Genomic DNA, 21,403 nt, shown 5'->3' with positions numbered 1-21,403 from the left:
GTCCTCGCTCCGGGGGGAGCGAGGACAGGGGAGGCGACTTCGAAAAAGGCGGTTAGGCGGCGGCCTTGGCGGCGCTTTCCAGGTCGTCAAGCTCGCCGGATTCGCGGGCCTTCTTGCCGTAGACGACCTCGAACAGCGGGCTGGCCATCACGGTGGTGACGATGGCCATCAGCACCAGCATCGAGAACAGGGTCGGGCCGATGATGCCCTTCTGCAGGCCGATATTGATGATGATCAGCTCCATCAGGCCGCGCGAGTTCATCAAGGCGCCAATGCCCATGGCCGTGCTGTGGTTCTCGCCGGTCGCGCGGGCGGCGAGGTAGCAGGCGCCCCACTTGGCCAGGATCGAGCAGGCAAGGATGCCCAGCGCGATCAGCAGCAGGCTCGGCGAATTGACCATGTCCATGCGGGTGTTGAGGCCCGAATAGGTGAAGAACATCGGCAGCAGCAGCACGACTGCGATCGGCTCGACCTTCTTCTTCAGTTCCTCGACCAGCAGGCCGCGCGGCATGACGACGCCGAGGATGAAGCCGCCGAAGATGGCGTGGATGCCGACGGCGTCCATCAGGAAGGCCGAAACGCAGAAGGCTAGGATGACCATGGCCAGCACCGAGGTGCTCATCTGGCCTTCACGCTCGACGATGCGGCCCAGCGGGGCCAGGATCTTGGGACCGAGCAGCGTGACGAACAGCACCCACGCCAGGCCGCCGGCGATGGCCAGCACGGCCACGCCGGGTCCGCCGCCGAACGTCGCCAGCACCACGGCCAGAACGCACCACGAGACCGCATCGTCGAAGGCGCCTGCCGTCAGGGTCAGCGTGCCCAGGGTCGTATTGGCCAGGCCGCGCTCGTTGATGATCCGGGCCAGCATCGGGAAGGCGGTCAGGGCGATACAGGCGCCCAGGAACAGGGTGGCGTTGAACTGCGAGATGCCCGGCGCGAACAGGCCCGGCACCTTCAACAGGAACGGCGTGATCAGGACCGCGATCAGGAACGGCGCGGCGATGCCGGCGAACGAGACGCTCATCGCGCTCTTGGCCTTGGCCTTGAAATGGCCGGTCTGGAAGCTGGTGCCGACCATGAACATGTAGAGGCCGACGCCAAGCTGGGCGCCGACATAGAGGATGTTCTTGGTTTCCTTGGGGAACAGCATGCCCTGGAAGGCCGGGAACAGCAGGCCCAGCAAGGACGGGCCGAGGATCACGCCGGCAACCATCTCGCCCACGACCTGGGGCTGGCCCAGGAACTTCTGCCCCAGCCAGCCGACCACGCGGCAGGCCAGGACGATCACCGCCAGCTGGAGGAAGAAGTGCACGCTGAAGTCTGTCGGCGTGTAGCTGTGGGCTGCCGCCAGAGTGGCGGGCCCGTTGGGCGCGAGGACTTTCCCCACGACGGCGATGGTGCTGGCGATGAGATCGGACAAGTTTGTTTCCCCCAAGCGCGGCCCTTTCGGCCTGCGTCTTGCCGAAAAGGGGGCAGGCTTTCGAAAATGGTGCAAGCCCGGCGCCGGTAATTTTCGGCGTCGCGCAGAAGATTGTATTTGCTCGTGAATTTTCTGTTGCCTCGACGCAACAAGGTAGTAACGTACCTACAAGACAGCCTTGTCATTGTAGGTACATAGGCACATGAAGGTCATTACGAGCCGGGCATTCAATCAGGATGTCAGCCAGGCCAAGCGCGCCGCGCGAGTCGCGCCGGTGTTCGTCACCGACCGGGGCAAGGCCACCCATGTGCTGATGAGCGTCGAGGCCTATCGCAAGCTGATCGGCCAGACCGAGACCATCGTCGACCTGCTGGCCATGCCGGGCCTGGAGCCCATGGATCTGGCCGCCGCCCGATCAGGCGCGTGGGATGGCCGGAGCGGCGACTGATGTACCTGCTCGACACCGACATCATCTTCGAACTGCGCAACGCCAAATCCGGGGGCTCCTCGCCGGCCCTGGCCGCCTGGGGGTCGGGCGTCCAGCGCGCCAGCCTGTTCATCTCGGCCCTGACCCTGCTGGAACTGGAGTCCGGCGCCACCCGGGTCGAGCGCTCGGACAAGGCGGCGGGCGCGGCGCTGCGGAACTGGCTGGACGCCCAGGTCGGACCGGCCTTCGAGGGCCGCATCCTGCCCGTGGACGCCGCAGTCGTGCGCCGCCGCGCGCACCTGACCCTCGCCACGACGCGCGACGCCCTGCTGGCCGCCACGGCGCTGGAACACGGCCTGACCCTGGTGACCCGCGACATCGCCGCGTTCAAGTCGGCGCGACTGAAGCTGCTCAATCCCTGGGACTACGCCCCGGAGGCCGCTGACGACGAGGATTGGGGTCAGGCATCCAAGGCCAGTTCGCTGTGGCTGAGAAACATCTTCGTGCGAGGCTAAACATCTAGATCAAGCCGCGTCCCGCGTCTGGCCCCGATAAGTTGTCGCGGTCATCGACGGCCGCCGCGTGAACGCCTCGAACCGCGCGGTTAGCCGCGGCCGTCCCGCGCGGAAGTCCGGCAGAGCCCGGAACTCCAGCCAGTCCAGCGCCGCGGCCAGGGCGATCTGGCCAAGGTCGAGCGGCCCGGTCGGCGCCTCGCGCTCGGCGAAGTCGTAGGCGGCGATCAGTTTCTCGGTCTGCCCGTCCGCCATGGGCGACCAGCGCACTTCAGCCGGACGGCGCTCGGTTTCCCAACGCAGGGCGATGCCGGCGTCGATCATGCCCTGGGCCAGGGCATGCAGCCGCAGCGCCCGCCAGCGTTCCGGCCCCTTCACGGGGATCAGGAGCGGTCCCTCGTGCAGACCATCGAGGAACTCGCAGATCACCGATGAGTCGAAGAGCGTCAGTCCGCCCTCCAACATCAGCACCGGCACCGGCACCGGCACCTTGCCCAGCGTATTGGCCGCGAACACCAGATCGTTGCGCAGGGTGGGGCTGGTCTCCTGGTGGATCACGTGAAGGAGACCAGCGAGGCCGGTTTCGTGGGCCATGACCAGCACCTTGCGGGCATAGGGAGAGTGGGTCTGGTAGAGTAACTGCATTGAAATGGGACCTCGCCGGGGGGAGTGGGCGAGCGAGACACTATTGTTTGGAGCGCGAAAGATGGGCTTAGTTTCGCTCGCTTTAACGCAAGTTTGTTTCGTCTGGACCTGCCTTGCCCGCTCAAAACCTCGACGCTTTTGATTTGGCGATCCTCGACATCCTTCAGCGCGACAACAGCACGCCGCAGCGGACCATCGGCGAGGCGGTCAACCTCTCGGCCCCGGCCGTGCAGCGCCGCATCAGGAAGCTGGAGGCGGCGGGGGTCATCACCGCCAATGTCGCGGTCATCGATCCGCCCAGCGTCGGTCAGGCCGTCACCCTGCTCGTCGAGGTGCATCTGGAGAACGAGCGCCTTGACCTGCTGGACGCCGCCAAGGCCCGGCTCATCGCCGAGCAGCAGGTGCAGCAGTGCTACTACGTCACCGGCGACGCAGACTTCATGCTGGTTATCACTGTCCCGACCATGGCCGACTACGAAGCCTTGACCCGGCGACTGTTCTTCGACGGCGGCAATGTGAAGCGCTTCCGGACCCTGGTGGTGATGGACCGGGTGAAGGTGGGGCTGGGGGTGCCGCTGTTAAAATCCTCTCCCTGAAGGGAGAGGTGTCGGCGCAGCCGACGGAGAGGGCAGTGCAATGAACGCCCGCTTCCTTCCCCTCCGGCGCTTCGCGCCCCTCCCCCTTCAGGGAGAGGGCTTGTCGTTCAACCGCCCACGCTCCCGCTTGCCTCCCTCCGATTCCCGCACCATGTCTACTCCATGAGCGACCGATCGACCGGCCTGGCGCCTTCCAAGCTCACCGCGGTCCTGGGCCCGACCAATACCGGCAAGACCCACCTGGCCGTCGAGCGGATGCTGGGCCACGCCTCGGGCATGATCGGCTTGCCGTTGCGCCTGCTGGCGCGCGAGATCTATGACCGGGTCGTCAAGCTGCGCGGCAAGGCGTCGGTGGCGCTGATCACCGGCGAAGAGAAGATCACCCCGCCGCGCGCCGTCTATTTCGTCTGCACGGTCGAGGCCATGCCGCTGGCCCGCGAGGTCGAGTTCCTGGCCATCGACGAGATCCAGCTGTGCGCCGACCCCGAGCGCGGCCATATCTTCACTCACCGTCTGCTGCACGCCCGGGGCAAGTACGAGACCATGCTTCTGGGCGCCGGGACCATGGCCCCGCTGGTGCGCCGCCTGCTGCCCGACGCCGAGATCGTGTCGCGCGAGCGGTTCTCCAACCTGTCCTATGCTGGCTCAAAGAAGCTGACCCGCCTGCCCCGGCGCAGCGCTGTGGTGGCCTTCTCGACCGACGCCGTCTACGGCATCGCCGAACTGATCCGGCGCCAGCGCGGCGGGGCGGCCGTGGTCATGGGCTCGCTCAGCCCTCGCACCCGCAACGCCCAGGTCGCTCTCTACCAGTCCGGCGAGGTCGACTTCCTGGTGGCCACCGACGCCATCGGCATGGGACTGAACATGGATGTCGACCATGTGGCCTTCGCGGGCCTGCGCAAGTTCGACGGCGTGCGCACACGGTGGCTGCATGCGCAGGAGGTTGGCCAGATCGCCGGCCGCGCCGGGCGCTATACCCGTGACGGCACATTCGGGGTGACCGGCGACTGCGAGGAGATGGACGAGGACCTCGTGGAGAGCGTGGTCAACCATCAGTTCGAGCCGATCATCGCCGCCGAGTGGCGCAACACCCGCCTCGACTTCGGCTCCCTGCCTCTGCTCTTAAAGTCGCTGGGCCAAGGCCCGGGTCGCGCCGGCCTGACCTTGTCGAACGAGGTGCTGGACGAGCGTACGCTGCGCAAGCTGTCCCAGCAGGACGACGTCATCGCCCGTTGCAAGGCCGACCGCTCGGCCCTCCTGCGCCTGTGGGACGTCTGCCAGACGCCGGACTTTCGCAAGACCACCGACGATGATCATCAGCGCATGGTCAAGACACTGTTCGACGACCTGACGACGGGCAAGAAGCGGCTGCCGGAAGACTGGATCAACGCCCAGTTCAAGGCGCTGGATCGCACCGACGGCGAGATCGACAGCTTGGCCGGGCGGCTGTCGGGCGTGCGGACCCTGTCCTATATCGCCAATCGCGGCGACTGGCTGGCCAACCCGGCCCATTGGCAAGGCGTCACCCGTCAGCTCGAAGACCGCATCAGCGACACCCTGCACGAGAAGCTGATGGCCCGGTTCATCGACCGGCGCACCAGCGTGCTGATGCGGCAACTGGGCGAGCGCGAGACCATGCTGGCCGGGGTCGGCCAAGACGGCGCCGTGACGGTCGAGGGCCATGTCGTGGGCCATCTGGCCGGCGTCACCTTCACGCCGGAGAAGGGCGCCAGCGCGCTGGAGGAAAAGGCTTTGCGCAACGCTGCGGTTCGCGCGGTCGGCCCCGAGATCGCCCGCCGCCTGGGCGCCCTGACCGCCGAGCCCGACGATGCCTTCGCCCTCAATCCCGAAAGCGCGATCCTCTGGCGCGGCGAGATCGCGGGCGTCGCGCGGCAAGGCCTGCCCCTGCTGTCGCCCCGCGCCCGACTGTTGGGCGAACTGGGTCCAGCGACCGTGCGCGAGCGGGCCGAGCGGCGGCTGGACGCCTTCCTGGCGACGGAAGCAGACCGGCATCTGGCCCCGCTGCGCAAGCTGGAACGAGCCCTGGCCGGCGGCGAGCTTCGCGGCCTGCCGCGCGGCCTGGCCCACCGCCTGCTGGAAGCCGCCGGGATACTGGACAAGCGCCCGCTGGATCCGGAACTGAAGGCCCTCAGCCAGGCCGAGCGCCGCACCTTGAAATCACTGGGTGTCCGGATCGGAGCCTTCACCCTCTATCTGCCGGCCATGCTGCGGCCCGAGGCCGTCGCCTGCGCCCGCGCCCTGAGCCCCGGCGGCTGGCGCGGCGATGTGGCCAGGCTGGCCGCCCTGCCCTCGCCCGCCCCTTCGGCGCGCGAACTGGCGGCCAGCGGTCTGCGCGCAGTGGCGGGCTTCACGGTTCCTGTCGAGACGCTGGAGAAGCTCGACGACCTGCTGCGGGCAGAGCAGCGGCCCGGCGGCGTGGTGTTGACCGAGGCGGCGCTGGAGACCCTCAGCTGGACCCCCGCCCAGGCTTCGGCAGTGCTGCGGGCGCTGGACTACACACCGGCTATTCGCCCCAAGTCGGACGCCCCGATCATCTGGAAGCGGCGCGGCGCCCAGCGCCTCGATCCCAAACCCGTCGCAGCCCGCCCGGACTCGCCGTTCGCCGCCCTGGCCAAGCTCACCGAGCCGCCGCCACGTCGCAAACGCCCTCGCCGCCGCAAGCCCGCGCCAAAAGCCGCCGCGTCATGAGCGAGACCGACGACGCCTGCCGCGCCGACGTCTGGCTGTGGCGCGCGCGGTTCTTCAAGACGCGCTCGCTGGCCTCGCGCTTCGTCGAGGAAGGCCGGATCCGGCTGACGCGCGGTGGCGTCGAGGGTCGGGTGGACAAGCCGTCGCGGGCGCTGAAGAGCGGGGATTTACTGGTGTTTGGGCTCGGCGGCCGGGTGATCGCCGTGCGAGTGCTGGCGTCCGGTGAACGGCGTGGGTCAGCCAGCGAGTCGCGCGAGCTGTACGAGGCGGTGGGGTAGATCCTCCCCTGAAGGCAGGGCTATCGCCCATGACCAAAAACGGTTGTCATCCCGGACAAGCGCGCAGCGCGCCGATCCGGGACCGACGCCTGATCTCAGCACTTCCAGCGGTCCCGGATCTGCCCCCGGCTTTTGCCGGGGTTGTCCGGGATGACAGCGTTTTTCGCTGCAACTCCATATGCGACACCTCCCCCGCCAGGGGGAGGATTTGAGACTACTGCACAAATCCCGCCAGGAACCCCGGCACATCCGCCGCCGGCATCGGCCGGCCGAAGTGATAGCCCTGAACCTGATCGCAGCCGTAGCCGACGAGGGCGTCCAGCTGGGCCTGATCCTCGACGCCCTCGGCCACCACCTTCATGCCCATGGACGAGCCCAGGGTGATGACGGCCTTGACGATGGCCTCGTCCTCGGCGTTCTGGACGAACGACTTGTCGATCTTCAGGCGGTCAATGGGGAACTGGCGCAGATTGGCGAGGCTCGCATAGCCGGTGCCGAAATCGTCCAGGGCGATCATCACCCCGGCGTCGTGCAGCCGGCACACGGTCTCGCTGACCATGTCCGAGCCCCAGCCCATATAGACATTCTCGGTCACTTCGATGGTCAGGCGATCGCACGGCACGTTCCAGCGAGCCAGGCGATCCTGGATCTCCTCGGCCAGTCGGCCGCTGCGGAATTGGGCGGCCGAAATGTTGACGGCCACCCGGCCAAATTCGACGCCGGCGTCCAGCCAGGCCCGCATCTGCTTGAGGGCGGCCTCGAACGCCACATCGCCCAGCTTCAGCGACAGGTCCTGATCCTCGAAGGCGGCCATGAACCGGGCCGGCGCCAGCACGCCCTGCTCGGGGTGAGCCCAGCGCATCAGAGCCTCGAAGCCCGTGACGCCGCCGACCCGGATATCAACCACAGGCTGATAGAACAGCAAGAACTCACCCGCCGCGATGCCGGCCCGCACGTCGCGCAGCAGCTCGATCCGCTGCTCCAGCTCCGAGCGCATGGAGGGCTGGAACATGACGCTGCGATTGCGACCCGCGTCCTTGGCCCGGTAGAGGGCGATGTCGGCGTTCTTGACCATGTGCGAAGGGTCGGCGTCCATGTCGCCGTGCAGGGCCGCTCCGATGCTGGCGCTGCAGGTGAAGCTGCGGCCGCCATGCTCGATTGGACGACGCAAAAGCTCCTGCAGGGTCTGGATCGGCCGCAGCATGTCGGCCTCGCTGTGCAGGCCGCGCAGGATCACCGCGAACTCGTCGCCGCCCAGCCGGGCCACCGTGTCGTCGGCGCGGAAGGCGTAGCGCAGCATCTCGGCCAGGCGCTTGAGCAGGGCGTCGCCGGCGTCATGGCCCAACGTGTCGTTGATATCCTTGAAGTGATCGACATCGATCATGATCAGGCCGAACATCTCACCCAGCAGCTCCGAGGCGTTCACCGCCTCTTGGAACCGGAGCTGGAAGAGCGCCCGGTTGGGCAGGTCGGTCAGGTTATCCTTGAAGGCCAGGGTCTCGACCGCCTCGCTCTGGCGGCGACGGTCGGTGATGTCCTTGAACAGATTGACCAGGCGCTCGGGCCGGCCGTTGGCGCCGATCAGCACCTTGCTGGCCGAGCGCACCCAGGTCTCCACCCCGTCGTCGCGATTGAGGCGAAACTCGTAGACGCCCGTCTCGCCCGGCTTGCGCGCGGCGACCAGGGCGGCCACCCGGTCGCGGTCGTCGCGATGGATGATCTCCAGAGGGTCGGTCTTGAACCGGCACCACTTTTCCAGATCGGGGGTCGCGCCCGAGAACAGCAGCTCGCGGGTGTGGAGATCGTATTCGCGCACCAGCAGGCCATCCAGCTCCAGCGCCATGCGCAGGCGTTGCTGGTCGCGCTCGGCGCGCAGAGTGGCCTCGGCATAGCCGGTGACATCGCGGGCGGTGACCATCACCGCATAGGGCTCGTCGCCATCGTCGCGACAGGCGGAAAATTCGGTGCGCCAGATTTGCTGGACGCCGTCGGGATCGAGGGCCGGCAGATAGCGCGAAAAGGCTTCGCCTTCCTCGGCGCATTTCATCAAGGGCAGGACGTCCTCGGCCGCCACCAGGGCGCGACGCGCGTCGACGCCCGGGCGCAGGTCGGGCGCCAGGCCATGGGCGGCCCACTCGCGGCTTGTGGCGAGCAGGCGCAGATCGCGATCCAGCAGCGCCGCGGCGAACGGCAACTGGAGCACGAACTGCGAAAAGGCGGCGGCGCGTGCGTCGGCCAGTCGCCCCGGTCCGGACTCGGACTCGGGCGACCGCCGGACCTCCACGGTCGACTTGTTCATTGTGTCGGGTTCTCGACGTTTTTTCTTTAAGCGTTTCCTCGCTCGAAGACTGGCGTTATTTTGGCTAAGAAATCGTGAGCGACCAGATGACCTGTCGTCGCGGCCTCGTCCGCACCGGGGGCCTCCCACGGCCATCTCTGACGACGGCGCGAGAATTCCTGCGACTCCGCGCGAGCAAGCCGCATTGACAAGCGAGCCCGCGCCTTCGAAAACGCCCGCGCCGAACGCCGTCAGCACCAATCGAGTTCTCGATGACCTACATCGTCACCGACGCCTGCATCCGTTGCAAATACATGGACTGCGTCGAGGTGTGCCCGGTCGACTGCTTCTATGAGGGCGAGAACTTCCTGGCCATCAATCCCGACGAGTGCATCGACTGCGGCGTTTGCGAACCCGAATGCCCGGTCGACGCCATCAAGCCCGACACCGAAGATGAGGCCGACGGCAAGTGGCTGCGCATCAACTCCGACTACGCCAAGGTCTGGCCTAACATCACGGTTAAGGGCGAACCGCCCGCTGACCGCGACGACTTCGAGCGCGAGACCGGCAAGTTCGAGAAATACTTCAGCGAAAAGCCCGGCAAAGGCTCCTGATCCGCCCCCTTACGGGACCCGAACCAGCCGCAAGCCTTTCATGAGGCTGAATTTTATGATATTGTCGCAGCCAACGTGACGGTTGCGGCGATTTGCGGCTGTCCGTTTTTTTGTCGAAGAGCCGTTCAACCGGCGCGCCCGATCGAAGGCGAAGGGTGTCTTAGAGGTTAATTCCACATCCTGTCCTGGCTTGGCTCCCGCGCCCAGTTCGCGGTCGCCGGGCTGTCTCTAATGGACGGAACGAATGACGGTGTTCCGGGCCCCTGGGCTCGCATTGATGAGGACGAACATGAGCAAGAGCGGTCTGGAATTCTCGGTTGGCGATCACGTCGTTTATCCCGCGCACGGTGTGGGCAGCATTCAGGGCGTCGAGATCCAGGAAGTGGCCGGGATGTCGCTCGAAGTCTACATCATCACCTTCGATCACGAGAAGATGACCCTCCGCGTCCCGACCAAGAAGGCCAAGACCGCCGGTCTGCGCCCTCTGGCCGAGGGCAATGTCGTGTCGCAAGCCCTGACCACTCTTAAGGGCCGCGCCCGCGTCAAGCGCACCATGTGGTCGCGCCGCGCCCAGGAATACGAAGCCAAGATCAATTCGGGCGACCTGATTTCGATCGCCGAGGTCGTCCGCGACCTGCACCGCGCCGAGAACCAGCCGGAACAGTCCTATTCGGAGCGTCAGCTCTATGAATCGGCCCTGGACCGCATGGCCCGCGAAGTCGCCGCAATCGAGCGCATCGACCGCGAAGCCGCTATCGGCATCCTGACCAAGTCGCTGGTCAAGGCGACCGCCGCAGCCGCCTAAGGCGGACTTCACGGCTGAAGACACGACGCCCCTCGCCCTCGCGGCGGGGGGCGTTTGTCGTTTGGGGGATCACAAGCACGTCGCGGGGGACGACAGCTTGCTCAGTTAGCGGCGACTTGGCCCGATCCTGCTTGACTAACGCGGACGCCCCCGCGCGACCCTGCCCTTTAGACCGGAGAGCCCGCCATGATCATCGTCCATCACCTGAATAATTCCCGCAGCCAGCGGGTCCTGTGGCTGCTGGAGGAGCTTGGCGTCGCCTATGAGGTCAAACGCTACGAGCGCGATGCGACCACCATGCTGGCTCCTCCTGAGCTGCTGGCCATCCATCCGCTGGGCAAGTCGCCGGTGATCGTCGATGGCGATAAGACCGTCGCCGAAACCGGGGCCATCGTCGATTACGTGATTGAGACCTATGCCCAGGGCCGCCTGATCCCGGCGGCGGGAACCGCCGAGCGCCTGCGCTACACCTACTGGCTGCACTATGCCGAGGGCTCGGCCATGACGCCGCTGCTCCTGAAGCTGGTCTTCACCGCCCTGCCCACCCGCGCGCCCGGCCTGCTGAAGGGGCTGGTCAAGGTCATCGCCAGCAAGGCCCAGACCGGCTTCGTCGATCCGCAGATCAAGGTCCATGTCGATTACTGGGAGGCCGAACTGGCCAGGACAGCCTGGTTCGCCGGCCAGGACTTCACGGCCGTCGATATCATGATGAGCTTCCCGCTCGAGGCCGCCGCCGCGCGGGCCGGAGCGACGTCGCGGCCAAACATCAAGGCGTTCCTGAAGGCGATCCATGCGCGCCCTGCCTATCGCGCAGCCCTGGAACGCGGCGGCCCTTACGATTACGCGAGTTGAGCAGGACTTGCACTTTTTCGAAGCGCTAAAATGTCGCGCAATGCGGTGATTTAAGATTTGGGAAACCAAAGTTCAGCACTGGTGAGAGATCGGCTGCGGGAAATTCTTCTCGGGCCATTCAGGCACGACTGAATCTTGGCGAAGACCACGACAATGTTTGCAAAGGCGGCCGCTTCCCTTGGGCCGATCCTTGCCACAACCTTGGCGATTTTTTCGGGTCTGTTCGCGGCGGCGACCGTCAATGCCGCTCCGCGAGACCCGTCGCGCGTCGCCGCGATCTTTCCGCCTTGGTGGAGCCCCGCCCAAGCCGTCGCGGCCGCCGGTTCGGCCGGCGACATCGCCGCGACAGGCTCGGCGCCGTTCATCCTCATTCTCCGGGGCGACCCGACGGACCTGGCGCAACGCGCCCGGTCAGCCGGCGCCCTGATCCTTCTCGACCCTGACCTCGCGGGCGTCTGCGCGCCCAAGGAAGCTCGCCCATGACCTTCGCCCTTCCCAGCCTCGACACTCAACGCCAGGCCGGCGGCAAGCTGGTCGTCCTGCTGACCTGGGTTATGGTCGGCGTCGTTCTGGGCGCCCGCGCCGCGGTGCATGAACCCATGCTCGGCGTCGCCATCGCCTCGATCATCACCGCCGGCGCCGCCACTCTGGCGATCCAAGTCGCCGGCTCGCTGGGCCGGTCCCTGACGGGCGTGGCCCTGATGGCCCAAGTCTCGCTGCTGGTCGCGGCCATGGGCGGTCACGCCTGGCAGGTCGACATGCACATGGCCTATTTCGCCGCCCTGGCCCTGCTTGTGGTCTATTGCGACTGGAAGGTCATCGCCGCCGCCGCCGCCACCGTGGCCGTGCACCATCTTGGCCTGAGCTTCCTGCTGCCCCAGGCCGTCTTCCCCGGCTCGGCCAGCCTTGGACGGGTGTTGGTCCACGCCGTGATCCTGATCGTCGAGGCCGGCGCCCTGGTCGCCACCACCTTCAGCGTCAACAACATGTTCGCCACCGCCAACAAGGCCCGCGCCGAGGCCGAACAAGCCGTTGAAGCCGTCCGCGCGGCCAATGATGTCGCCGAAGGCGCCCGACGCTCCGAAGAGACCAATCGCGCCCAGACCGCCCAGGCCGAAGCGATCGCCGAGCGCCAGCGCGCCGAGGCCGTCGCCTCCATCGCCGCAGGCCTGGCCGACCTGGCCAAGGGCGACCTGACCGTCCGCCTGACGACTCGCTTCGCCCAGGCCTATGAGGCGCTGCGAACCGACTTCAACGCCGCCGCCGAGCGTGTGCAGGCGGCTATGCAGGCCATCTCGCGGACCACTCGGGCCGTCAGCGCCGGGGCCGACGAAATCGCCGAGGCCTCCGACGACCTGTCGCGCCGCACCGAGCAGCAGGCCGCCAGCCTGGAAGAAACCGCCGCCGCCCTCGACGAGATCACCGCCACGGTCCGCAAGACCGCTTCGGGCGCCAAGGAGGCCTCGCAAGTGGTCGCCAACACCCGCACCGATGCCCAGCGCTCGGGCGAGATCGTCGAGCAGGCGGTCGCCGCCATGACCCAGATCGAAGGCTCTTCGCAGAAGGTCGGCAACATCATCGGCGTCATCGACGAGATCGCCTTCCAGACCAACCTGCTGGCCCTGAACGCCGGTGTTGAGGCCGCGCGGGCCGGTGAAGCCGGCCGAGGCTTCGCCGTCGTCGCCCAGGAAGTGCGGGCGCTCGCCCAGCGCTCGGCCGACGCCGCCAAGGAAATCAAGACCCTGATCTCGACCTCGACCCAGCAGGTCGGCGCCGGGGTCGCGCTGGTGGGCCAGACCGGCGAAGCCTTGCAGCGCATCGTCGGTCAGGTCGCCTCGATCGACACCCTGGTCAATGAGATCGCCGCTTCGGCCAACGAACAGTCCACCGGCCTGCACGAGGTGAACGCCGCCGTGAACCAGATGGACCATGTGGTGCAGCAGAACGCCGCCATGGTCGAGCAGGCCACCGCCGCCACCCATTCGCTGAAGGGCGAGGCGGGTGAACTGGCCGCGCTGGTGGGCCGGTTCAAGGTCTCGGAAGGGGCTGACATCGCCGTCAGCGCGCCGCCGCCGCGCGCGCGGCCCAACACCGCCGTTCGCCCCGGACGCGGTTCGGCCGCCGTCGCGGTCAAGGAAGACTGGCAGGAATTCTGATCCGCCCGCCCCCGGAAAAGGTCTGAAGACCAGAGCCAATTTCCGCTCGTGAACGGAACGGGGGCGCCCGCCCCCTTGCTTATCGTGAACGCGCCTCTTATCCTTTCAGCCCCCGGTCGCGAGCGCCAGCGACGGGACGTCTCTCCTCCCAAGGCGAACCGAGCTAAAATCCGCAATGGAAAAAGTGCCGATGACCGCCGGGGGCTATCAAACCCTCGACGAAGAACTGAAGCGTTTGAAGACGATCGAGCGTCCCGCCGTGATCGCGGCGATCTCCGAGGCGCGCGAACACGGCGACCTCTCGGAAAATGCCGAGTATCACGCGGCCAAGGAACGTCAGGGCTGGATCGAAGGCCGTATCGCCGAGATCGAGGACAAGATCGCCCGCGCGCAGGTGATCGATGTCTCCAAGCTTTCAGGCAAGCAGGTGAAGTTCGGGGCGACGGTCAGCGTCGTCGACGAAGACACCGAGGAAGAGGCTCGCTACCAGATCGTTGGCGATCACGAAGCCGACGTGAAGGAGGGCCGCATCTCGCTGTCCTCCCCGCTATCGCGCGCCATGATCGGCAAGGAAGTGGGCGAGGTCGTCGAGGTCAACACGCCAGGCGGCGTGAAGGCCTACGAGATCCTCAAGGTGGAGTGGCTGTAGGCCTCTAGGCGAGAGCGTGACAGCCGAAAGTGGAAGCCGGTTTCGGCGACCGTCACGCTCCAACCTTAGTTAGAGCCACTCTTTCAGAGTGGCTCGGCTGCCAAACCCGCGCCATAAAGCGAGACCATGGAGCAGGGCCGCCTCCCTCGGGAGCGGCCTTGTCTGCATGACCGTGCTCGCCGGGAAGACCCCTTGAAGACACCCGCGAAACTTCCCGTGATTATCTGGGCCATCTCCGACGGTCGCGCCGGCATCGAGGCCCAGGCCATAGGCTTGGCCGAAGCGGTCGCTCGCGAGGCGCGAGCCCAGGGCGGCGAGGCGACCATCGAGGTCAAGCGCGTCAGCTGGACCGGCCGCATCGGTCGTCTGCCCTGGTGGCTGAACTTGCTCCCGCGCCGCTGGCTGACGCCCGAAAGCCAGATCAACGGTCCTTGGCCCAACCTGTGGATCGCCGCCGGCCGCGCCACCCTGCCCCTGTCGATCCGCGCCAAGCGCTGGTCGGGCGGCAAAACCTTCGTGGTCCAGATCCAGGACCCGCGTGTCCCGCCCCAGATGTTCGACCTGGTGATCCCGCCCAAGCACGACCGGCTGAGCGGCGACAACATCCTGCCGATCACCGGCTCGCCGCATCGGGTCACGGCCACGCGGCTCGCCAGCGAGTATGAGGTTTTCAAGGCCCAGCTCGACGACCTGCCCCGCCCGCGCGTCGCCGTGCTGCTGGGCGGCAAGTCAAAAGCCTTCGACCTGCCGGTGGAACGCGCCGCCCAGATGGCCCACCAGATCCAGATCCCGCTCGAGCAGGATGGCGGATCCCTGCTGATGACCTTCTCGCGCCGCACGCCGGAGCCGGCCCGCGCCCTGCTGACCGCCCGCCTGCGTCATCTGCCCGGCATGATCTGGGACGGTGAAGGTCCAAATCCCTATTTCGCCTTCCTGGCGGCCGCCGACTACATCCTCGTCACCGAGGACTCGACCAACATGGCCACCGAGGCCGCCTCGACGGGCAAGCCGGTCTTCATCCTGAAGATGGAGGGCTCCAGCCTGAAGTTCCGCATCTTCCACGAGGAACTGGAACGCCAGGGCGCCGCCCGGCCCTATGGCGGGGCCTATCATGGCTGGAGCTATGAGCCGGTGGACGAGACGGGTCGGGCCGCCCGCGAAGTGCTGGCGCGGATGCGGGGGGAGACAGTGGTCAAGGAGGTTGCAGTCGAGACCGAAGTCGCCGCCACGCCCGAACCTGTCGCCGCGAGCGCGCCGCAATCGGCAGCTGCGCCCAAGGCGACTCGGAAGCCCAGAACGAAGGCCGCCACGCCAGGCGCCGCTAAACCCGCTCAGCCAAAACCCGGAGCCAGGCGCAAGCCCAAAGCCCAATAGCTCCGCCTCGGCGTTCCGCCAGTCACCCGACAGGTGGCGGTCTGGCGGCCGAGGGTCCCGAGCAGATTGGCTGGGCCGCGATCTGGGCCAGAAGCGACGTCTGGTTGGCCCGCGCCCGGGCCGTGTGATGTCCCAGGTGTCGGATCGCGTTGGCCGTCAACAGGGCCCCGGCCACGATCAGGCCCATGCCGACCAGCCCGGCCGCCCCGCCGGAGAACCAGGCCCGCGCCCTGCTCCATATCGCCAGCGGCGCCAGGATCAGCGCGCCGGCCGCGCCCGAAGGTCGAATAGGTATGGAAGATCTCGCCTGCTTCGGACTTGAAGAACACGCTGAGGCCCGACAGTTCCTCGATCGGAACCAGCTTAGTCTCGTAATTGTAGGTGGTGTCGCCCGACACCATCGCCTCGGGCCGGTACGAGACTTCGAAATCGAAGTTGAAATCGCTGTCGAACGACGACACCCAGTGGATGCCACAGCCCATCCGCGCCCTGTAGGCCTCGATCTCGGCGATGGGCGCGCGCGACGCTGACGAAGACTGCGTCGTGATGCTCGATATGCGTCAAGGCTCCCAAGAGGTTGTCGACCTCGAACGAGCAGCCCACGCAGCCGTCCCAGCCGGGACCCAACATGAAGTGCTTGAGGATAAGCTGGCTGCGGCCCCGGAACAGGTCGGCGAAGGCCAGCTTTCCCTGCGGACCGTCGAACATATAGTCCTTGTCGATCCGAACCCACAGCAGGGCGCGGCGCTCGGCGGACAGCTCGTCGCGCAGCCGCTTATAGGCCTTCGCGCGCGCCAGCAGCGCCTTGCGGGCCTGCGTCCATTCGACTCGCGATACGATGGATGAAGGCCCATGCTCGGCTCCTGCATCTTCGACTTCAATGACGGTTTGCGGCGTCGGGGCGCGGTATGGTATTATACAAAGATCTTATACTCCTAAAAAAACCTATCTGGTTTAGGGGCAATATCAATTCTGGAAGCTCTGTCCTAATGGCCGGCAAGCGCAGCTATGACGACGGGTGCGCCGCCGCCCACGCCCTCGACCTGGTGGGCGAGCGCTGGGCGCTGCTGGTGGTGCGTGAACTGGTGCTGGGTCCGCGGCGGTTCACCGACCTGCGCGCTGGCCTGCCTGGCATCAGCCCCAATGTCCTGACCCAGCGCCTTGAGGAACTGGAGCAGGGCTCGGTGGTGCGCCGCCGCAAGCTGCCGCCACCGGCCGCCTCGTGGGTCTATGAACTCACCGAGTGGGGCGCCCAGCTGGAGGGGGTGATCAAGGACCTGGGTCGTTGGGCGGCGCGCTCGCCGACCCTGCCCGGGGAGCTGCCGATGAGCGCGGCCTCGCTGGTCCTGTCGCTGCGGATGATGTTCAACGCCGAGGCGGCCTGGGGTTTCGACGCGGTCCTCGTGCTGCGGCTGGGCGACCAGAGCTTCGTCGCCCGTATCGAGGACCAGACGCTGGACGTGCGCCCCGGGACGACCACCGCTCCCGACGCGGTGATCGAGGCCGGGACCGACCCGCTGGCCGCTCTGCTCTATGACGCTGGCGACGTGGCGACCCTGACTGCCTCGGGCGCGGTCCGGATCGAGGGCGACCCGGCCGTCGTCCAGCGCTTCCTGACCCTGTTCCCCCTGCCCGCGCCCGCGCCGGACACGGCGACGCCGCGCTGAGGCCTCGCCGGCCTCGCGCCGTCTTGGCCGCGTTCATTGTCCCGCGAGGCGCGGCTCACTATGGTCTACGAAAGGTGGAGGACTCACCATGAACCCCTCGTCTACTTGATCGCGCGCCCTTGATCCTTGCTGTCCTCCAGGCCCGCATGAGCTCCACCCGGCTGCCGGGCAAGGTGCTGATGCCCATCCTGCGCGAGCCGATGATCGTGCGGCAGATCGAGCGAGTGGCCCGCTCGCGCCGCATCGACAAGCTGGTGGTGGCCACCAGCGACCAGCCCGGCGACGATGTGCTGGCCGACGCCGTCCGCAAGGAAGGGATCGCCGTGCACCGCGGGCCGCTGGACAATGTGCTGGAGCGCTTCATCGGCGCCCTGGACGCCCACCCCGCCGACCACGTGGTGCGCCTGACCGCCGACTGCCCGCTGGCCGATCCCGAACTGATCGACGCGACCATCGACCTGCACCTGTCGACCGGCGCCGACTATGCCAGCAACAGCCCCGACGGCGCGGCCTGGCCCAAGGGGCTGGACGTCGAGGTGATCACCGCCGACGGTCTGCGCCGCGCGGCGCGGCAGGCCGACAGCCCTGAGGCTCGCGAGCACGTCACCTGGGATGTCTGGAACAACCCTCTGCAATGGAAGATCGCCTGGCTGCCAGCCACCCCGGGCGAGGACGCCATCCGCTGGACGGTCGACCGGCCGGACGACTACGCCTTCGTCGCCACGGTCTACGACCACCTCTATCCCACGAGCAGGAACTTCAGTTCGGCCGACATCAAGGCCTTCGTCGCCAAGCGGCCGGACCTGGCCAATTACGGCGGCGACCGGCGCGGATGACTCTCCTTTCTCCCCTTGGGCACCCCGCCATCCTCTTCGTCTGCGACGCCGGACCCGATGTCGGCGGCGGTCATGTGATGCGGTCCCTGACCCTGGCCCAGGCCCTGACGGACGCTGGCGCGACCTGCGCTTTTCTGGCGCGTCCGGCAGTCGATTCGGTGCTGGCCACCTTCGCGCCTGAGACCCTTAGCACCGTGGCCGCCGAGCCTTTCGACGCCGTGGTGTTTGACCACTACGGCCTCTCCGCCCCCGACCACCGCGCCCTGGCCAGGGGCCGCCCCACCCTGGTCATCGACGACCTGGCCAACCGCCCGCTGGAGGCCGATCTGGTGCTCGACGCCGGCCCGGCGCGGCGGGCGGAGGACTATGCCGGCCTGACCCCGCCGGGGGCGGTGCTGCTGCTGGGTCCCAACCACGCGCCAGTGCGTCCGGCCTTCCCGGCCCTGCGCGAGGCAGCCCTGGCCCGCCGCGTGGCCGGCGGCCCCGTGCGGCGCATCCTGATCTCGCTGGGCCTGACCGATGTGGGAGGGATCACCGGCCGCGTGGTCGATCTGCTTCTGCCCCGATTGGGCGACATCGTCCTGGACGTGGCAGTGGGAAGCGGCGCGCCCAGCCTGCCACGCCTGCGCGCCCTTGAAGATCCGCGCCTGGTTCTACACATCGACACCCAGGACATGCCTCGCCTGACCCTGAACGCCGACCTCGCCATCGGGGCCGGCGGCTCGACCAGCTGGGAGCGCTGCGTCCTGGCCTTGCCGACCCTGACCCTGATCCTGGCCGACAACCAGATCGCCGCCGCCATGGCGCTAGAAGCGGTGGGCGCGAGCCCAAGCCTCGACGTCTCGACCGGGACGTTCGAGACGGCATTCAGGACCCAGATCGACCGGCTGATAGATGACGCGGAGTTGCGCGCAGCGCTATCGACAGCCAGCGCCCAGGTCTGCGACGGCGGCGGAGCCCAGCGGGTGGCGACGACGTTCCGAGCGCGGATCGCCGGGGCCTGAGGCCGCCGAACGCCCCGCGGCCACCACGCCCGCACGGCTCTTTAACAGCCCTTCGGCGCACTGGTCGGGGACGCCTGAACTTGAGAACGGGGATTGGCTGCCCTCCATCCCTGAGCTTTCCGATAGGAAGCGCAACGATATCAACGTACTAAAAATAGTTGGAGCGCGCCGATCAGACGCGCTGAAACCGCCCGCATACTGTTTCCACCTGACAGCACGGGAAGGGCGTCCGGCCGGCGACCAGCGACGGCTGTCAGGCGTGATCGAGCGGGGCCACCGGTCGGACGAATGTCCGTGTCGGCGTGCTTAAAGTGAGGACAGGGGACGTAAACCTGTCCATCGGGGATCTGCCAGGATCCCCGCCCGCCCGAAGGTTCGTTCCGGGTCCTCCGGAATCGGCGTGGCTTGCAGCTTCAGGGCTGGGTCCGTCGCGAGGCAGGGCAAGCCCGGATGGGGGTGAAAGGTTGAACGAGACCTGCGCGCCCCGGCCAGAGGGATAACGATCACGCGGAGCGTCTGTCTTCGTCGAAACGGTACTTGAAATACCCCTCATCCGGGCGAGGCCCGGGCGCTCCGCGACCCTTCCCACCAACTCGGCGGTTTCCCGCGTGAGGTTGCGAAGCTGTGAACGGAGAGCGCGTATCGCGCCGGCTGGCGGCCGCGACTCCTGAAGAGGAGTCAGGCCGCTTCGCCGAATTCCTCGACCGCCTGACGCAGTTGGCCGATAATGAGAGGCTTACTCAGTACACGAATGTCTTCAAATCCTCGGCGCGGCAGGTCACCATAGCCGGTGGCGAACACGAAGGGCACACCGAGCAGGCGCAGGGCGTCGGCGACCGGGAACACCATTTCGCCGCCGATGTTCACATCCAGCACAGCCCCATCGAGGTCGGCCTGGCTGCCGTCCAGCCAGATCAGAGCTTCGCCGACCGCACCAAACGAGCCGGCCACCTCGCAGCCCAGATCGCCCAGCAGGTCCTCGACCATCATGGCCACCAGGGCCTCGTCCTCGACGATCATGATGCGCTTGGTCATGCCGGACTTACTCGCGTCGACAAGGGGATCCGCAGGGTGAAGCACAGACCGTCAGGCTCGAAAGCCATTACCGCCGAGCCATTGAGATCCCGCGCCAGGCCCCGCTTGATCAGTCGTGAGCCGAACCCTTCCCGGGTGGGCTGGGCCGCGATTCTGGGCCCGCCGCGCTCGATCCAGCGCAGGACCAGCTCCCGCCCGCCGGGCGCATTCTCGATCTCCCAGTCGACAACCACATGGCCATTGGAAGCCGACAAAGCGCCGTACTTGGCGGCGTTCACCACCAGCTCGTGCAGGGTCATGTGCATGGCCACGGCCGTCTCGGGGCTGATGTCGATGGCGGGGCCGCGCGCGGTGAAGCGCCGGCCTTCCAGTCCCCGAACGGCTCCACGGCGGTGGCCAGTATATCGCGCAGGTCGGCCCGTCCCCAGGCCTGGCGGGTCAGCAGTTCGTGAGCCCGCGACAGAGCCATCAGCCGCGCCTCGAACGACTCTGCGAAGGCTGCGGGCAACAGCGCCGTGCGCAGGTTCTGGCTGGCGATCGACTGCACCGAGGCCAGGGTGTTCTTCACCCGGTGATCCAGTTCGCGCAGCAGGAAAGAGCGACGCTCCAGCGACTCGTTCAGCGAGGCGTAAAGCCGGCCGCTCTCCAGCGCCGCCGCCTTGGCGCGGGCCATGACCTGCAACTTGGCCACCACGTCCGGCGACGGGGTGTGGCGGTCGGCCCAATAGGCGCCGATGGCGGCGATAGGATCTTCGGGCCGTACCGGCGTCATCACCAGACTTTTGACGAAGGTCGGGCGATAGGCGTCGTGCGGGATACGGTCGTCCAGATAGATGTCGGGGATGACCACGGTCTGCCGATTGAGCATGGCCCAGCCGGAGATGCAGGCGGTCAGCGGAAAGCGCCGGCCCTTCCACAACGGGCCGATGGCGTCCTCATCCAGGTACCAGCAGTCGCCCTCGTCGCGGCACGAAGGCGACGCCGTCGGCGCCCGAGATCTGGCGGGCCGAGGACCGCGCCACCGAAGCGACGTCATCGATTGTGCGGGCGCCCGCGAGAGCCTCGATGGTCTCGACCAGGGTCAGCAGAGCCGTATCTGTTGGCCCTCTGGGAGCGTCGCTGGTCGCCAGATCCAACATCATCAAGGCTTCGCCGGTACTCACTCGGAAGGCGAACCTAGTGGATAGAACGCGACGCTTGAGTCCCTCTGGAAATCGCTCGATCCCTTTCCCGAGAAGGATTTAGGCGGGTTCCAAGCGACTGAATCTCACCACTAGCACGGCCGGATTCCGCTACAAGGCGAGGCGATCGGTCAAGCTTTGACTAATTTCAGTTGCATGGTTAAGGCGAGCGCGGCGCAAACCCTAGATGTTTGGTCCCGGACTTTGATGGTGCACTATTTTCCGATGGTTGGAAGGATGCGTTATGGGGCAGGTACACCACGGGAGCGCCACAACGACAGCGGCGGTCCGTCGAGCGATACAGCATAGTCAAGAGAGCCTGAGGGGCCTGGCGAAGCGTCATGGGATCAACCCCAAGACCG

At 67.0% G+C, this 21,403-nt stretch carries 22 protein-coding genes and 2 pseudogenes; 16 read left to right on the top strand and 8 right to left on the bottom strand.

The window, feature by feature from the left end:
• Positions 1–52: 52 nt before the first annotated feature.
• Positions 53–1,423, bottom strand: a complete 1,371-nt coding sequence (locus ACP69S_RS09685; protein WP_425996646.1) for a cation:proton antiporter — start codon at positions 1,421–1,423, stop codon at positions 53–55.
• A gap of 202 nt (positions 1,424–1,625) precedes the next feature.
• On the opposite strand from ACP69S_RS09685, the gene ACP69S_RS09680 reads away from it, so the two are divergent.
• A complete protein-coding gene (locus tag ACP69S_RS09680) occupies positions 1,626–1,871 on the top strand; it encodes a type II toxin-antitoxin system Phd/YefM family antitoxin (protein ID WP_425996644.1) in 246 nt (81 codons plus the stop codon).
• Positions 1,871–2,365, top strand: a complete 495-nt coding sequence (locus tag ACP69S_RS09675) for a type II toxin-antitoxin system VapC family toxin (protein ID WP_425996643.1) — start codon at positions 1,871–1,873, stop codon at positions 2,363–2,365. The genes ACP69S_RS09680 and ACP69S_RS09675 overlap by 1 nt, the downstream gene beginning before the upstream one ends.
• A gap of 9 nt (positions 2,366–2,374) precedes the next feature.
• Here the strand turns inward: ACP69S_RS09675 and ACP69S_RS09670 are convergent, their stop codons facing one another.
• Positions 2,375–3,007 (bottom strand): glutathione S-transferase family protein, encoded by a 633-nt coding sequence (locus ACP69S_RS09670; protein ID WP_425996642.1) that lies wholly within the window; start codon positions 3,005–3,007, stop codon positions 2,375–2,377.
• Between the two features lie 113 nt (positions 3,008–3,120).
• Here ACP69S_RS09670 and ACP69S_RS09665 point away from each other — a divergent pair, with 113 nt between their 5' ends.
• The 3 genes from ACP69S_RS09665 (at position 3,121) to ACP69S_RS09655 (ending at position 6,590) form a co-directional block, all read left to right on the top strand.
• A complete protein-coding gene (locus ACP69S_RS09665) occupies positions 3,121–3,603 on the top strand; it encodes an Lrp/AsnC family transcriptional regulator (RefSeq protein ID WP_425996641.1) in 483 nt (160 codons plus the stop codon).
• A 162-nt stretch (positions 3,604–3,765) separates the two neighbouring features.
• Positions 3,766–6,312 carry a helicase-related protein gene (locus tag ACP69S_RS09660; protein ID WP_425996640.1) on the top strand — a complete coding sequence of 849 codons (2,547 nt, stop codon included), beginning with the start codon at positions 3,766–3,768 and terminating at the stop codon, positions 6,310–6,312.
• The gene (locus tag ACP69S_RS09655; RefSeq protein ID WP_425996638.1) at positions 6,309–6,590 is read left to right on the top strand and encodes an RNA-binding S4 domain-containing protein; all 282 of its coding nucleotides are present in this window, start codon (positions 6,309–6,311) and stop codon (positions 6,588–6,590) included. The genes ACP69S_RS09660 and ACP69S_RS09655 overlap by 4 nt, the downstream gene beginning before the upstream one ends.
• A gap of 214 nt (positions 6,591–6,804) precedes the next feature.
• Here ACP69S_RS09655 and ACP69S_RS09650 read toward each other — a convergent pair whose 3' ends face one another.
• Positions 6,805–8,889 (bottom strand): putative bifunctional diguanylate cyclase/phosphodiesterase, encoded by a 2,085-nt coding sequence (locus tag ACP69S_RS09650; RefSeq protein ID WP_425996636.1) that lies wholly within the window; start codon positions 8,887–8,889, stop codon positions 6,805–6,807.
• A gap of 251 nt (positions 8,890–9,140) precedes the next feature.
• Between ACP69S_RS09650 and fdxA the strand changes: the two genes are divergently transcribed.
• From fdxA to ACP69S_RS09615, 7 genes are all read left to right on the top strand, one after another.
• Complete coding sequence (gene fdxA / locus ACP69S_RS09645; protein WP_425996634.1) at positions 9,141–9,482, top strand: ferredoxin FdxA; 342 nt, start codon at positions 9,141–9,143, stop codon at positions 9,480–9,482.
• Between the two features lie 289 nt (positions 9,483–9,771).
• Positions 9,772–10,287 (top strand): CarD family transcriptional regulator, encoded by a 516-nt coding sequence (locus ACP69S_RS09640; RefSeq protein ID WP_425996632.1) that lies wholly within the window; start codon positions 9,772–9,774, stop codon positions 10,285–10,287.
• A 186-nt stretch (positions 10,288–10,473) separates the two neighbouring features.
• Positions 10,474–11,139: a glutathione S-transferase family protein gene (locus tag ACP69S_RS09635; RefSeq protein WP_425996630.1), complete on the top strand. Its 666-nt coding sequence runs from the start codon at positions 10,474–10,476 to the stop codon at positions 11,137–11,139.
• A 201-nt stretch (positions 11,140–11,340) separates the two neighbouring features.
• Positions 11,341–11,622, top strand: coding sequence for a hypothetical protein (locus tag ACP69S_RS09630; protein ID WP_425996628.1), 282 nt, complete (start codon positions 11,341–11,343; stop codon positions 11,620–11,622).
• The gene (locus ACP69S_RS09625) at positions 11,619–13,295 is read left to right on the top strand and encodes a methyl-accepting chemotaxis protein (protein ID WP_425996626.1); all 1,677 of its coding nucleotides are present in this window, start codon (positions 11,619–11,621) and stop codon (positions 13,293–13,295) included. Before ACP69S_RS09630 ends, ACP69S_RS09625 begins: the two co-directional genes overlap by 4 nt.
• A gap of 175 nt (positions 13,296–13,470) precedes the next feature.
• On the top strand, positions 13,471–13,944 hold the full coding sequence (gene greA / locus ACP69S_RS09620) for a transcription elongation factor GreA (protein WP_425996624.1): 474 nt from the start codon (positions 13,471–13,473) through the stop codon (positions 13,942–13,944).
• 192 nt (positions 13,945–14,136) lie between these two features.
• The gene (locus tag ACP69S_RS09615) at positions 14,137–15,318 is read left to right on the top strand and encodes a mitochondrial fission ELM1 family protein (protein WP_425996622.1); all 1,182 of its coding nucleotides are present in this window, start codon (positions 14,137–14,139) and stop codon (positions 15,316–15,318) included.
• Here ACP69S_RS09615 and ACP69S_RS09610 read toward each other — a convergent pair.
• Positions 15,276–16,116, bottom strand: a pseudogene (locus ACP69S_RS09610) (DUF899 family protein). The gene ACP69S_RS09615 and the pseudogene ACP69S_RS09610 sit on opposite strands and share 43 nt — an antisense overlap.
• A gap of 191 nt (positions 16,117–16,307) precedes the next feature.
• On the opposite strand from ACP69S_RS09610, the gene ACP69S_RS09605 reads away from it, so the two are divergent.
• From ACP69S_RS09605 to pseG, 3 genes are all read left to right on the top strand, one after another.
• Positions 16,308–16,985 carry a winged helix-turn-helix transcriptional regulator gene (locus ACP69S_RS09605; protein ID WP_425996621.1) on the top strand — a complete coding sequence of 226 codons (678 nt, stop codon included), beginning with the start codon at positions 16,308–16,310 and terminating at the stop codon, positions 16,983–16,985.
• Positions 16,986–17,104: 119 nt separating this feature from the next.
• Entirely contained in the window at positions 17,105–17,821 is a 717-nt protein-coding gene (locus tag ACP69S_RS09600; protein WP_425996619.1) for a cytidylyltransferase domain-containing protein, read from the top strand.
• Positions 17,818–18,825 (top strand): UDP-2,4-diacetamido-2,4,6-trideoxy-beta-L-altropyranose hydrolase, encoded by a 1,008-nt coding sequence (pseG, locus tag ACP69S_RS09595; protein WP_425996617.1) that lies wholly within the window; start codon positions 17,818–17,820, stop codon positions 18,823–18,825. Before ACP69S_RS09600 ends, pseG begins: the two co-directional genes overlap by 4 nt.
• Positions 18,826–19,503: 678 nt before the next feature.
• Here pseG and ACP69S_RS09590 read toward each other — a convergent pair.
• Genes ACP69S_RS09590 through ACP69S_RS09575 form a run of 4 tightly spaced genes read right to left on the bottom strand, consistent with a single transcriptional unit; the run spans position 19,504 to position 21,023 of the window.
• Positions 19,504–19,860, bottom strand: a complete 357-nt coding sequence (locus ACP69S_RS09590) for a response regulator (RefSeq protein ID WP_425996615.1) — start codon at positions 19,858–19,860, stop codon at positions 19,504–19,506.
• Positions 19,857–20,171, bottom strand: coding sequence for a hypothetical protein (locus tag ACP69S_RS09585; protein ID WP_425996613.1), 315 nt, complete (start codon positions 20,169–20,171; stop codon positions 19,857–19,859). Before ACP69S_RS09585 ends, ACP69S_RS09590 begins: the two co-directional genes overlap by 4 nt.
• The gene (locus ACP69S_RS09580) at positions 20,156–20,779 is read right to left on the bottom strand and encodes an HWE histidine kinase domain-containing protein (RefSeq protein ID WP_425996611.1); all 624 of its coding nucleotides are present in this window, start codon (positions 20,777–20,779) and stop codon (positions 20,156–20,158) included. The genes ACP69S_RS09585 and ACP69S_RS09580 overlap by 16 nt, the downstream gene beginning before the upstream one ends.
• Before the next feature lie 16 nt (positions 20,780–20,795).
• Positions 20,796–21,023 (bottom strand): hypothetical protein, encoded by a 228-nt coding sequence (locus ACP69S_RS09575; protein ID WP_425996610.1) that lies wholly within the window; start codon positions 21,021–21,023, stop codon positions 20,796–20,798.
• Between the two features lie 262 nt (positions 21,024–21,285).
• Between ACP69S_RS09575 and ACP69S_RS09570 the strand changes: the two are divergent.
• Positions 21,286–21,403, top strand: a pseudogene (locus ACP69S_RS09570) (IS481 family transposase); the annotation flags it as partial.

The sequence above is a fragment of the Caulobacter sp. DWR1-3-2b1 genome, from assembly GCF_049895765.1.
Taxonomy (GTDB): domain Bacteria; phylum Pseudomonadota; class Alphaproteobacteria; order Caulobacterales; family Caulobacteraceae; genus Caulobacter.
Note: the sequence above shows the minus strand (reverse complement) of the source record. Positions and strands in the feature narration are given on the sequence as shown.

What these genes read in the sequence shown, in the direction of transcription:
- ACP69S_RS09680 (WP_425996644.1), top strand. Translation starts at nt 1,626, where the DNA reads ATGAAGGTCATTACGAGCCGGGCATTCAATCAGGATGTCAGCCAGGCC.
- ACP69S_RS09675 (WP_425996643.1), top strand. Translation starts at nt 1,871, where the DNA reads ATGTACCTGCTCGACACCGACATCATCTTCGAACTGCGCAACGCCAAA.
- ACP69S_RS09670 (WP_425996642.1), bottom strand. Translation starts at nt 3,007, where the DNA reads ATGCAGTTACTCTACCAGACCCACTCTCCCTATGCCCGCAAGGTGCTG.
- ACP69S_RS09660 (WP_425996640.1), top strand. Translation starts at nt 3,766, where the DNA reads ATGAGCGACCGATCGACCGGCCTGGCGCCTTCCAAGCTCACCGCGGTC.
- ACP69S_RS09655 (WP_425996638.1), top strand. Translation starts at nt 6,309, where the DNA reads ATGAGCGAGACCGACGACGCCTGCCGCGCCGACGTCTGGCTGTGGCGC.
- ACP69S_RS09650 (WP_425996636.1), bottom strand. Translation starts at nt 8,889, where the DNA reads ATGAACAAGTCGACCGTGGAGGTCCGGCGGTCGCCCGAGTCCGAGTCC.
- fdxA (WP_425996634.1), top strand. Translation starts at nt 9,141, where the DNA reads ATGACCTACATCGTCACCGACGCCTGCATCCGTTGCAAATACATGGAC.
- ACP69S_RS09640 (WP_425996632.1), top strand. Translation starts at nt 9,772, where the DNA reads ATGAGCAAGAGCGGTCTGGAATTCTCGGTTGGCGATCACGTCGTTTAT.
- ACP69S_RS09635 (WP_425996630.1), top strand. Translation starts at nt 10,474, where the DNA reads ATGATCATCGTCCATCACCTGAATAATTCCCGCAGCCAGCGGGTCCTG.
- ACP69S_RS09625 (WP_425996626.1), top strand. Translation starts at nt 11,619, where the DNA reads ATGACCTTCGCCCTTCCCAGCCTCGACACTCAACGCCAGGCCGGCGGC.
- greA (WP_425996624.1), top strand. Translation starts at nt 13,471, where the DNA reads ATGGAAAAAGTGCCGATGACCGCCGGGGGCTATCAAACCCTCGACGAA.
- ACP69S_RS09605 (WP_425996621.1), top strand. Translation starts at nt 16,308, where the DNA reads ATGGCCGGCAAGCGCAGCTATGACGACGGGTGCGCCGCCGCCCACGCC.
- pseG (WP_425996617.1), top strand. Translation starts at nt 17,818, where the DNA reads ATGACTCTCCTTTCTCCCCTTGGGCACCCCGCCATCCTCTTCGTCTGC.
- ACP69S_RS09590 (WP_425996615.1), bottom strand. Translation starts at nt 19,860, where the DNA reads ATGACCAAGCGCATCATGATCGTCGAGGACGAGGCCCTGGTGGCCATG.